General features: G+C 59.5%; 12 protein-coding genes. 9 read left to right on the top strand and 3 right to left on the bottom strand.

The window, feature by feature from the left end:
• From repC to repA, 3 genes are all read right to left on the bottom strand, one after another.
• On the bottom strand, nucleotides 1-1251 hold the full coding sequence (gene repC / locus NXT3_RS23605) for a plasmid replication protein RepC (protein WP_104840659.1): 1251 nt from the start codon (nucleotides 1249-1251) through the stop codon (nucleotides 1-3).
• A 234-nt stretch (nucleotides 1252-1485) separates the two neighbouring features.
• Nucleotides 1486-2523, bottom strand: coding sequence for a plasmid partitioning protein RepB (gene repB, locus NXT3_RS23600; RefSeq protein ID WP_199773383.1), 1038 nt, complete (start codon nucleotides 2521-2523; stop codon nucleotides 1486-1488).
• Nucleotides 2520-3737: a plasmid partitioning protein RepA gene (gene repA, locus NXT3_RS23595; RefSeq protein WP_104840658.1), complete on the bottom strand. Its 1218-nt coding sequence runs from the start codon at nucleotides 3735-3737 to the stop codon at nucleotides 2520-2522. The genes repB and repA overlap by 4 nt, the downstream gene beginning before the upstream one ends.
• A gap of 373 nt (nucleotides 3738-4110) precedes the next feature.
• Here repA and NXT3_RS23590 point away from each other — a divergent pair, with 373 nt between their 5' ends.
• From NXT3_RS23590 to NXT3_RS23550, 9 genes are read left to right on the top strand one after another with little or no spacing between them, the layout of a single operon-like run.
• Nucleotides 4111-4731, top strand: coding sequence for an acyl-homoserine-lactone synthase (locus NXT3_RS23590; RefSeq protein WP_104840657.1), 621 nt, complete (start codon nucleotides 4111-4113; stop codon nucleotides 4729-4731).
• A gap of 11 nt (nucleotides 4732-4742) precedes the next feature.
• On the top strand, nucleotides 4743-5720 hold the full coding sequence (gene trbB / locus NXT3_RS23585) for a P-type conjugative transfer ATPase TrbB (RefSeq protein WP_104840656.1): 978 nt from the start codon (nucleotides 4743-4745) through the stop codon (nucleotides 5718-5720).
• The gene (locus NXT3_RS23580; RefSeq protein ID WP_104840655.1) at nucleotides 5710-6090 is read left to right on the top strand and encodes a TrbC/VirB2 family protein; all 381 of its coding nucleotides are present in this window, start codon (nucleotides 5710-5712) and stop codon (nucleotides 6088-6090) included. Before trbB ends, NXT3_RS23580 begins: the two co-directional genes overlap by 11 nt.
• Nucleotides 6083-6382, top strand: coding sequence for a conjugal transfer protein TrbD (locus NXT3_RS23575; RefSeq protein ID WP_037385439.1), 300 nt, complete (start codon nucleotides 6083-6085; stop codon nucleotides 6380-6382). Before NXT3_RS23580 ends, NXT3_RS23575 begins: the two co-directional genes overlap by 8 nt.
• A gap of 10 nt (nucleotides 6383-6392) precedes the next feature.
• Nucleotides 6393-8900, top strand: coding sequence for a conjugal transfer protein TrbE (locus tag NXT3_RS23570; RefSeq protein ID WP_104840702.1), 2508 nt, complete (start codon nucleotides 6393-6395; stop codon nucleotides 8898-8900).
• Entirely contained in the window at nucleotides 8872-9672 is an 801-nt protein-coding gene (trbJ, locus tag NXT3_RS23565; protein ID WP_104840654.1) for a P-type conjugative transfer protein TrbJ, read from the top strand. The genes NXT3_RS23570 and trbJ overlap by 29 nt, the downstream gene beginning before the upstream one ends.
• Nucleotides 9669-9869, top strand: a complete 201-nt coding sequence (gene trbK, locus NXT3_RS23560) for an entry exclusion protein TrbK (RefSeq protein WP_104840653.1) — start codon at nucleotides 9669-9671, stop codon at nucleotides 9867-9869. Before trbJ ends, trbK begins: the two co-directional genes overlap by 4 nt.
• Nucleotides 9863-11038, top strand: coding sequence for a P-type conjugative transfer protein TrbL (gene trbL / locus NXT3_RS23555; RefSeq protein ID WP_104840652.1), 1176 nt, complete (start codon nucleotides 9863-9865; stop codon nucleotides 11036-11038). The genes trbK and trbL overlap by 7 nt, the downstream gene beginning before the upstream one ends.
• A 22-nt stretch (nucleotides 11039-11060) precedes the next feature.
• A complete protein-coding gene (locus NXT3_RS23550) occupies nucleotides 11061-11723 on the top strand; it encodes a conjugal transfer protein TrbF (RefSeq protein WP_104840651.1) in 663 nt (220 codons plus the stop codon).
• Nucleotide 11724 lies beyond the last annotated feature (1 nt).

The following is an 11724-nucleotide window of genomic DNA, read 5'->3' as shown; positions in this document are numbered from 1 at the left end:
CTACACCGCGTATTTTCCCTCCACCAATCCAAAGAGGCTTCGTTCAAGGTTGAGCTTTCCTTCGGCGGCACGATCAACCATTGCTCTGAAGTAGCCCCCCGGCTTCGAGATCTGCTCCGGATCCCGCAACGATTTCTCGAGAACAGTCGCCAGAATTGCCGCAGCGGCATATGCGCCCACGCGCCGCCGCCCGTCCATCCATCCTCCTTCAGAGAGCCCGATCATTCGCCGCAACATTTCACCGCTCCGATCCAGCGCGGACCAAGTGTCGAAGCGTGCGCCGATCATCGATTGCGCTTCGGGGCAGGCGCTCTGCAAAAGTCCGATCGAGACTGAACCCAGCACTTGTGTCTGGATATTCGCACTCGAGGGGGGAGGGGATCTGTTTTGAAGTCCTAGAGCTTTCGCCCCGGGCGGTGCTTCAACAGCCATGGGTGCAGCGGCGTTGCGCTCTAGGAAATATGTTCGCTCGTTACCGCGCGGGCCTTTATCCTTACATCCAGAGGAAGATTCAGAGTTAATATATGTATTAGCCCTGACATTGATGTCACCCTCGGCTGCCATTTTGTTCTCTTCATTGCGCGCCTGGATCCTCTCCAGGGCGTCTGCATAAACTGAACGATATGATTCGGCTTTGTCTAAGATGCCGTTCGCGGTCAAATCAGCTCCTTGGACTCGGCTCCTCAAATCTTCGGCATCCTCCGGAAAGGCATCGCAAAGATCTTCTATTGCCCGGGCCAAGCGCGCTACGTCTCGTCGCGCTTCGTTTTCCGCCGCGAGCTTTGCGCGATAGGCCGTTACCTTCTCTTTAATCTCCGCAAACCGCACCCGCGCTGGAGTGAAGTCGATTCCAAATCCAGCGATGATGCCACCCCCTGTGTCACGATAGACAAACCGTCGGCCGGTCGAACTGTCTCGGTAAGCGGCGATGCCAGCCTCGACGAGCCGGCGGATGCATCGAATGACCGTGCGCTCCGAGCGCATCGTGTACTCGGCCAGCTTCGCGTTCGAGACGGCGACAATGGGCCGCCCGGTCCCTTTCCAGTCCTCTGGACGCGATAGCCCCAAGAGAATGTCCATAACGTGATACGTCGTGCCGTCTATCCCCAGGATTGGAGCCGCCTGCTTCAGTAGCACGGCAACGTCTCCTTTCGCGGTATCCGGCACGTCATTCGTCATTGCCAAGCGACTGCTTGCGACGATGGCTGGTGTGACACGTCTGAAAGACGCGACGGGTGTAATTTCGGACATAGGATTCCCACTGCGGCGTATGCCACAGCTCCCATCTTCGGTTATTTGGGAAGCCAGCAGGAGGGCGCAAAAAATCGGCCTCTGGAGTTACAGAGACTTGATTGTTTGGCCGGGCCGTCCTAGAATCAGATTGCTAAAGTGATGTCGCGGATCGGTTTCGGTCTGGTGGCTAATGGATCAAGGGTCTACCGATTGGCGTCGGTAGACCCTTCTTCGTCTCGGTTGTCACCTCATCTAAGAGCCCTCTTTTTGTGTGGCGCGATATTCCTGCACGAGATCTGGAAGGCGTTCCAGAAGCCATGCCGATAGACCTGGGATCCGCTTCTCAGGGATCGAGATAGTCATTGCATTACCAGATCGTTTGGCGACGACTACGCTGCCATCTTCGATCGCTATCTCAGTGACGGCACTCTCCGACTTCCCTCGATTGTCCAATGCCCCCAAAACCAACGAGAAGCGCTGATCGCTGTCGGCCGACGCCCAGTCTTCGTTCGAGGTGAGGGCCTCGACAGCATAGCGTTGCGTCGCATTGAGCGACCGGTTCTGAATGAGAGAGCCAAGTTTTTCCCACTTTGGTCTGCCGATCGAAGGCGCCGAGCCTATCAGTCGGATGAGACCTTCGGGGAGCGCCGCCGCGGCGTTTGTCAGGAAGGAAATATAGGCGACGTTCTTCTGTTCCTTTCGGCCGAGCGCTTCGGAGATAGTCTCGCGGCTGTAACCCTTCTCCTTGAGAGTGAGCGCGAAAAGAGCCTGCTCGATGAAGGAGAGGTTCAGGCGCTCAGAGTTCTCGATCCCCTGAGAGATGATCAATTCTTCATCGGAAAGATCTCGTACAATCGCTTTCACCGGACGCTTGAGAATCCGGCACGCCCGAAGGCGTCGATGGCCATAGGCCGCCTGATAGTGGTCCGGTCGGCCGGGGAGGGGGCGGACGAGGATGGGGAGCTTTTGTCCGGCCTCCCTTATTCCCTCGACAAACGCTTCAAACGTCCGGTCTCCCTCAATATCGAGCCGATCGCTGACGAACGAGGGGACTACTTTGTCAGGATCGATTTCGATTATCGACTCGGCCGACAGCAGCTGCTCATGGAGCCGCTTGTTTTCTTCCTCGATGGAGACAAATGCCCTGTCCATTGATTTGACAGCGGCCGAGCCCACACGCCGCTTCTCAGCGTCAGCGGACATGGTAGCCGACGGTCTGACCAACTCGTCAGGATTTACGTTGGCGAACAGGCTTTTCATTCGCTGATTGCGGTCGCGCGGATTGGTCATGACCTGCCCCACACCTCTTTGATGTGCCGAAGGATCTCTTTGTTGACAGAATCGACTGACTCCAACGCGCGATTGAGAGTATCGCGGCCGACGCTTCCGCGGCTCATCTCATAGAGGCTTTTCTTCTCAAGGCCGGCGCTCGCGATCGCGGTGGTCTCGACAACTGCTGGCGCAAGAACATCCTCTTTGAACAGAGAGCGAAGCAAAGTTACGACATTGACCTGTGGGCCGTCGTTCGGATTGTGGCGAGTTATGACATACCGAATGAAGTCGTGCTTCAGCACGCCACCGCGTTCCTCGATGACGTACATAAGGTCGCTCATCATCGCCAAGAACTGGTTCATGCTCGCGACGTCTATCATCGCCGGATGAATGGTAATCAGTAGCCCGGTCGCGGCGCATAATGCCCCGAGCGTCAGATAGCCGAGCTGCGGTGGCGCGTCGATCAAGACCACATCGTAGTCAGCTTCCACTTCGCGAATGACAGAAGACAGACGCCGAAAAAAAATCTCATCTCCACGACCGTGACCGTCGGCGATTGCCTGTGGGGTCTCGTGCTCATACTCCATGAGCTCAAGGTTAGCGGGGATCAGATCGATACCAGAAAAGTAGGTTTTCCGGATGACATCTCGTATCGGGCGCCGCCGGTCATCGTATCTAATCGCCGCATAGACTGTCTCATTCTCATCGACATCGAATTCTGGTTGATAGCCGAACATGGCTGACAGCGAGGCTTGTGGGTCGAGGTCGAGGGCCAGAACACGTAACCCAGCTATGGCCAGATAGTGAGCGAGATGAACAGTCGTTGTCGTCTTGGCCGAGCCGCCCTTGAAGTTCGCGACCGCAATGACCTGCAGCTTGTCCGAGCCTCTTCGCCTGGGCAGAAATTCAAGCGCGTCGTGAGGTCGCTTTCGCGCCAAGTGTTCACGTGTCTCATTGATCTGCTCAAGTGTGTAGGCGCGACGGCCGTTGTCGTGGCGGTCAGGGATGACGCCCTCCCCATCCAACGACATTTGCCGCAAAGTCGATTCGGCTATTCCGAGCAGGCCAGCCACCTCGCGTGAGGTGTAGGTTTTCAAAGTTTTGATCGCATTCGGCTCGTATATCCGCTCCCGCAACGATTGCAGCTGTGCGGACAGCAACTGAGACTGCCTGCTAATCTTCTCGGCGGACGATTCGATCATGTTTTCTGGCCGCATATTCATGGTTGACATCACTCGCGACGCTTTTTTCATGATCGTCGCCCAATTTCCGTCGCGCTACAGTTAACCGATTCCCCAGTTGCGTCAAACGCTGCTTGGTTAACGAACGGTTAACAGACACCATGCCGGCTGCCCCCGGCAAATCAAAATTAGCTTGTGAAATCCGAGTATTAGAGGAAACACAGGCCGTCTACGTTCCCCTTCTGTTTTACTGTGAATCCTACATAGGTTTGCCTCCTCGAAAACTTCGCGAAGTCCGTCCGGCGCGGAGCGAAACCGCGTTGTCGAGCGAATCGGTCTGAAAAAACCTTGTAGGATTCTACAACTGCCGCCTGATTGAGATTCGTGCTGATTTCCCCGTCGTCCAACAACGACGGAGAGATTCATGCAGATTCTCGCGATTTCAAGACCGAGAAATATCCGAGAAGCCGAGCTTCTCCTCAGTCATCACGAGCTGCGCGCCAAGGTCTTTTCAGACCGCCTGAACTGGGACGTCGACGTTGCGGCAGGCCGTGAGGCCGATGCATTCGACCATCTGCAACCGACCTATATCCTGGCCATCTCTAAGGCCGGTCGACTGGCGGGATGTGCACGGCTTCTTCCTGCCACAGGCCCGACCATGCTGGCAGATGTGTTCCCCTCACTACTTCCGCAAGGCCGCCTGACCGCCCATTCGTCGATGATCGAGAGCTCCCGGTTCTGCGTCGACACGACTCTCGAAGAGGGGAGGGGAGACGGCTCCGTCCATGAGGCCACGCTGACCATGTTCGCGGGCATTATCGAATGGTGCATAGGGAATAACTACACCGAGATCGTCACCGTGACCGATCTTCGGTTTGAGCGAATCCTCGCTCGCGTCGGCTGGCCGCTGCAGCGGATGGGTGCTCCCGAGAAGATTGGCGTAACGATGGCCGTAGCGGGCACATTGCCCGCGGATGCGGACACATTCCAGAAGCTGCGGCCACCGAACTACCGATCCGAACTCACCGTCAGCCAGGTAGCGTAAAGGAGATCGCCATGAACCAGCTTCGTTCCCATCCGCGACTCGTGCGCAAACTTCAGGACGCGCTCGGCGATCACCTGTGCGCCGCCCTGGACGATGCGACTGTCGTCGAGATCATGCTCAATCCCGATGGTAGGCTGTTCATCGAGCGGCTAGGTCACGGTGTTGCGCCGGCCGGCGAAATGTCTGCCGCCGCCGCGGAGATGGTGATCGGAACCGTCGCTCATGCCCTTCAGACGGAGGTGGATGATGAGCAACCGATCATCTCCGGCGAACTGCCCATCGGCGGCCACCGGTTTGAAGGACTGCTGCCTCCGGTGGTGGCGAAGCCGGCTTTTACCATTCGCCGTCGGGCCTCACGGTTGATCCCGCTCGACGACTTTGAGCGTTCTGGCGTCATGACCGCCCATCAGGCGTCGACGATCCGCAGCGCGATTGCCGCCAGGCTCAACATCATCATTTCCGGTGGAACTGGGTCTGGCAAGACAACGCTGGCTAATGCGATCATCGCCGAAATCGTCAAGTCAGCGCCCCAGGACCGCCTCGTCATCCTCGAGGACACGGCTGAAATCCAATGCGCGGCGGAGAACGCCGTGCTCCTGCACACGAGCGATACTGTCGACATGGCGCGGCTCCTAAAGAGCACCATCCGGCTTCGGCCGGACAGGATTGTCGTCGGCGAGGTCCGCGACGGTGCTGCCCTCACACTGCTCAAGGCGTGGAACACCGGCCATCCCGGTGGCGTGGCGACAATCCACTCGAATACCGCCGTGTCGGCGCTACGAAGGCTCGAACAGCTGACCGCTGAGGCAAGCCAGCAGCCGATGCAAGAGGTCATCGGCGAGGCGGTCGACCTTGTCGTCTCCATCGAACGAACTTCGCGCGGACGGCGTATACGCGACGTCATTCAGGTCGAGCGGTTTGCGGGCGGCGAGTACGCGATCGAAGCAGACCAACTGACCGAAGAGCAGGAGGTGCGCCATGTCGCGTAAAGTCACCGTTGTCGCGCTCGTTGCCGCGCCCATCGTTCTCGCGCCGTTTGCTTGCGCGCTCGCCAGCTCTGGTGGCGGCGGGCTGCCGTGGGAAGCGCCGCTGGAGCAAATTCAGGAGTCTATCACCGGCCCCGTTGCCGGCGCCATTGCCCTTGCAGCGATGGCAATCGCCGGGGGCATGCTCATTTTCGGCGGCGAGCTCAACGATTTTGCGCGGCGGCTCGTCTATATCGTCCTCGTCGCCGGCATCCTGCTCGGCGCCACCCAAATCGTCGGTCTGTTCGGCGCGACCGGCGCGTCGATCGGCCTGATGGACGAGGAGAGGCAGTCGTTCGGCTTCAACGGAGAAGGGGAGGGGCCCCGTGGCTGATTCCCTGTCCGGCCTGCAGCGCAATCGCATTCATCGCGCATTGTCCCGTCCGAACCTGCTGATGGGCGCCGATCGGGAACTGGTGTTGCTCACCGGGCTCGCCGCCGTCATCCTGATCTTCGTCGTCCTGACGGTCTATTCGGCGCTCTTCGGTATCGCCGTCTGGGTCGTGATCGTCGGGCTGCTCAGGATGATGGCGAAATCCGATCCACTGATGCGGCAAATCTACATCAGGCACATTTGCTACAGCCCTTACTACAAGGCGACCAGTTCGCCGTGGCGGCGGCATTGAGGAGGCTGTGGTGGTTGCTTTGAAACGCTTCCGGGCCACAGGCCCTTCCTTCGCTGATCTCGTTCCTTACGCCGGCCTCGTCGACAATGGCGTCCTCCTGCTCAAGGACGGGAGTCTAATGGCCGGCTGGTACTTTGCCGGCCCGGATTCTGAAAGTGCGACCGCCCTCGAACGCAACGAGCTGGCGCGGCAGATCAATGCGATCCTGTCGCGGCTCGGGAGCGGCTGGATGATTCAGGTCGAAGCCATCCGCCTTCCGACGATCGATTACCCTTCAGAGGATCGATGCCATTTCCCCGATCCGGTCACGCGTGCGATCGACGCCGAGCGCCGGACGCATTTCGCGCGTGAGCGGGGGCATTTCGAGAGCAAGCACGCGCTGATACTGACCTACCGGCCGCTGGAGTCCACGAAGACCGCGCTCAGCAAATACATCTACTCCGACGAGGAAAGCCGCAAGAAATCGTATGCGGACACGGTGCTCTTCATGTTCAATAACGCCGTTCGCGAGATCGAGCAGTATTTGGCGAACACGCTCTCGATCCGACGCATGGAAACGCGCGAGGTCAGCGAAAGGGGAGGGGTGCGTTTTGCCCGGTATGATGAGCTGCTGCAGTTCATTCGCTTCTGCGTGACCGGCGAAAACCATCCAATCCGGCTGCCGGACGTCCCCATGTATCTCGATTGGATCGCGACAGCCGAGCTCGAGCACGGCCTGACGCCGAAGATCGAGAAACGGTTTCTTGGCGTCGTCGCGATTGACGGTTTGCCGGCAGAAAGCTGGCCCGGGATCCTCAACAGTCTCGACCTGATGCCGCACACCTATCGCTGGTCATCGCGATTCATCTTTCTCGACGCGGAAGAAGCCCGCCAGACGCTTGAACGCACACGCAAGAAGTGGCAGCAGAAGGTTCGCCCGTTTTTCGACCAGTTATTCCAGACAGAGAGCCGGTCAGTCGACCAGGACGCCATGACCATGGTGGCCGACACTGAGGACGCGATCGCACAGGCCTCGTCGAAACTGGTCGCTTACGGCTACTACACGCCAGTCATCGTGCTCTTCGATGAAGATGGCGAGGCACTTCAGGAAAAGGCGGAGTCGATACGCCGGCTGATCCAGGCGGAAGGTTTTGGAGCACGGATCGAGACGCTCAATGCCACCGACGCCTACCTCGGCAGTCTGCCGGGCAACTGGTACTGCAATATCCGCGAGCCGCTGATCAACACCAGCAATCTCGCCGATCTTATTCCGCTGAACTCGGTCTGGTCCGGCAATCCGGTCGCGCCATGCCCCTTCTATCCGGCGAATTCACCCCCATTGATCCAGGTTTCGAGCGGTTCAACACCGTTCCGCCTCAACCTGCATGTTGACGACGTCGGCCACACCCTAGTCTTCGGTCCAACCGGGTCGGGCAAGTCAACGCTTCTGGCGCTGATCGCTGCGCAGTTTCGGCGTTACGACGGGGCCCAGATCTTCGCCTTCGACAAGGGAAATTCACTTCTACCGTTGACGCTGGCTGTCGATGGCGACCACTACGAGATCGGCGTCGCCAACGAAGGAGAAGGGAGGGTGCTCGCCTTCTGCCCGCTCTCCGATCTGGACAGCGACGCAGATCGGAGGGTGCTCGCCTTCTGCCCGCTCTCCGATCTGGACAGCGACGCAGATCGCGCCTGGGCGGCGGAATGGATGGAGATGCTGGTCGCGCTGCAAGGCGTGCGCATTACGCCCGATCACCGCAATGCCATCTCCCGGCAAATCGGGTTGATGGCCAGCGCTCCCGGGCGATCGCTATCAGATTTCCTCAGCGGCGTTCAGATGCGCGAGATCAAGGATGCGCTGCACCACTACACAGTCGACGGGCCGATGGGTCAGTTGCTCGACGCCGAGCAGGACGGCCTGTCGCTCGGTGGGTTCCAAACTTTCGAGATCGAGCGTCTCATGAGCATGGGTGAGCGCAATCTTGTGCCGGTGCTCACCTGCCTGTTCCACCGCATCGAAAAGCGCCTCGACGGCTCGCCAAGCCTGATCATCCTCGACGAAGCCTGGCTGATGCTCGGTCATCCCGTGTTTCGAGCCAAGATCCGCGAGTGGCTGAAGGTGCTGCGCAAGGCGAACTGCGCTGTGGTCCTTGCGACTCAATCTATTTCGGATGCGGAGAGCTCCGGCATCATCGACGTGCTGAAGGAATCGTGCCCCACGAAGATCTGCCTCCCGAACGGTGCCGCCCGCGAGCCGGGAACGCGGGAGTTCTATGAGCGGTTGGGTTTCAACGATCGCCAGATCGAGATCGTCGCGGCCGCGATCCCCAAGCGCGAGTACTACGTCGCGACGCCGGAAGGCCGGCGGCTCTTCGACATGGCGCTTGGTCCTGCAGCGCTGAGCTTTGTCGGCGCTTCCGGCAAGGACGACCTGAAGCGCGTCCGCGCGCTGAAAACCGAACATGGCCGCGAATGGCCGATCCATTGGCTGAAAACGCGAGGAGTTCACGATGCCGCATGGCTGCTCAACTTCGACTAACCTGCTCGCCGGGCTGCTCGCCGCCGCGTCCATCGCCGCAGCCATTCCAGCGCAAGCCGGCACGGCGACAGGTGCCGCCACTGAATGGACCCAGGTGCTCAACAACGGTGAACTGGTTTCGCTGGTCGGGCAATCCGGCGAGCAAATCCAGAACCAGCTCACGCAGATCAGCCAACTTGCCCAGCAGATCGAAACCCAGCTGAACATCTATCAAAACCTGCTCCAAAACACGGCCACGCTGCCGTCCCATATCTGGGGTGATGTCGAGAGCGATCTCAATCAGCTCCGCAGCATCGTCGACCAGGGTCAGAGCGTTTCGTTTTCGATGGCGAATGCCGACGACCTGCTTCAGCAACGGTTTCAGAGCTATGCCAACCTCAAGACCAATCTGCCGAATGCAGCGAGCTTTTCGTCCACGTACGAGACGTGGTCGGATACCAACCGCGACACCATCGCCAGCACGCTAGAGGGGGCAAGCCTCACGGCCGATCAATTCGACGGCGAGGAAAGCACGATGTCGTCTTTGAGATCGATGTCCGAAACGGCAGACGGGCAGATGAGGGCCTTGCAGGTCGGGCACCAGATCGCTGCTCAACAAGTCGCGCAGATGCAGAAGCTTCGTGGCCTCGTTTCCCAGCAGATGACCATGATGGGCACCTGGCTGCAAGCCGAACAGACCGACAAGGATCTGGCCCAAGCTCGGCGTGAAAAGTTCTTCAACGCCGAGGTCAAGAGCATTCCCGAAGGTCAAAAGATGGAGCCCCGCTGGTGAACCGCGCTATCCTCATCGCCCTTTCGCTCGTTCTCCTCTCTCATGCGATGGCGGCGATCGCGCTGATTGTCAATTCGACAGACAGTAGCAAACTTGGCCTCACGGACGGGCAGCGCTCTGCCGGGCAGACCTTCTTCGGCTCCGGCAGCGGGTTGCCTCCCGTTAAAGATGGTCAGGAGCTGCGTCCGAGATGGTGAATAAAATTCTCACGCGCTCGGTCGTGATCGCAGGGCTCTTTTGCGTCGCATGTGCCGTTCCGGCTTTCGCACAGGAGGGACAGGTTCTAACCGAACTGGAAAATCAGGTCTCGTCCGCAGCGAAGGGGTGGGAAGCCACCATCATGGATGCGGCGAGATCGCTATTTTGGATCCTCGCTGCAATCGAGATCGGTATTGCGGCGGTCTGGCTCGCAATCCAGGCGGCTGCGCTTGATAGCTGGTTTGCCGAACTGGTCAGGCGGATCATGTTCGTCGGCTTCTTCGCGTTTGTTCTTGATAAGGGTCCGACATTCGCCCGAGCCGTCGTCGACAGCCTTTTCCAGATCGGAGCCGGCGGCGGTTCAGCCTCGCCCGCAGAAGTGTTTGACGCCGGAATACGGGTTGCCTCGCAAATGTCGCAACAGGCGCAGTTCGGTGTGTTCGAAGACAATGCGCTGGCGATCGCTGCAGTGTTGGCGATGAGCGTCGTCGTCATATGCTTCTCGCTTGTGGCGGCGATTTTCGTGTCGGTGATGGTCGAGATGTATGTCGGCCTGCTCGCGGGCATGATCATGCTCGGATTGGGCGGTACGTCGTTCACGAAAGACTTTGCCGTTCGCTATCTCGTCTATGCCTTTGGCGTCGGCATGAAGCTCATGGCCCTGGTGATGATCGCCAGGATCGGATCGAACGTCCTGCTCGGTCTCGCCCAGGCTCCCACGGCGACGTCGGATCAGTTCGTCACGACCCTGGCCATCGCCGGTATTTCCGTCGTGGTCTTCATCATCGCCATGTACGTTCCAGGGATCATCCAGGGCGTCGTCCATGGTGCGTCCGTCTCCGGGGGGATGGAAGCGATCCGCCATGGTGGCCAGGCGGCGTCCTTTGTTGCTGGGGCCGCATTTCTCACAGCGGGTGCGGCAGGGGCGGGGTTTGCGGCGGCGCAAGCCGCCAGAGCCGCGGGTTCCTCAGTCATGGGGTCCGCCTTCATAGGCGTCGGCGCGGGCATCGGTTCGGCCGGCAAGGCTGCGGGATCGGCGGCGAAGGAGAAGGCGATCGGCTCGCCGGGTGCCTATGCTGGCTCGCTCCTCGGGCTCGCGAACGCCAAGCTCGACGAGAGCCGCAGCGGGCACAGCGCTCCAAAGCGACCTCCCGAACGCAACGACTAACAGCAAAGGAAAGGTTGGATCGATGGCAGCGAACCGCGCCCCCGAGAACCCGTATCTCGCCGCGCGCCAGGAATGGTCGGAACGATACGGCTCCTATGTCAAAGCGGCCACAGCCTGGCGTCTTGTCGGGATCCTTGGCCTGTCCATGGCCGTGATCGGGTTCAGTTACGCGATGTACCTGAGCACCCAGGTCAGGCTCGTGCCCTATATCGTCGAGGTCGACAAACTCGGGACGTCGGTAACAGCCGGCTTCCCGGAGCAGATCGAGTATGCCGACGCCCGCGTAGTACGCGCGACGCTCGGCAACTTCGTAAGCAGCTTCCGCTCGATCACGCCGGACGCCGTGGTGCAAAAGCAACACATCGACCGGACCTATGCGCTTCTCAGGACTGCAGATCCGTCTACGGAGAAGATCAACGCGTGGTTCCGCGGCAACTCGCCATTCGAGAAGGCGAAAACGTCCACAGTCGCGATCGAGGTCAACAACATCGTGGCTCTCTCAAACCAGACCTATCAGATCGACTGGACCGAATTCGAGCGCGACCGCAAGGGAAAGGAAACCGGCACGCGCCGTTTTCGGGGCATCGCGACGGTTACGCTGACAACGCCGCAGGACGAGGCAACTATCCGCCTCAATCCGATCGGTCTTTATGTCCGGGATTTCGACTGGACGGCACAGCTTTAGG

The organism is Sinorhizobium fredii (assembly GCF_002944405.1).
Taxonomy (GTDB): domain Bacteria; phylum Pseudomonadota; class Alphaproteobacteria; order Rhizobiales; family Rhizobiaceae; genus Sinorhizobium; species Sinorhizobium fredii_C.
The sequence above is the reverse complement of the archived record's forward strand: the minus strand, read 5'-3'. Positions and strand labels throughout refer to the sequence as shown.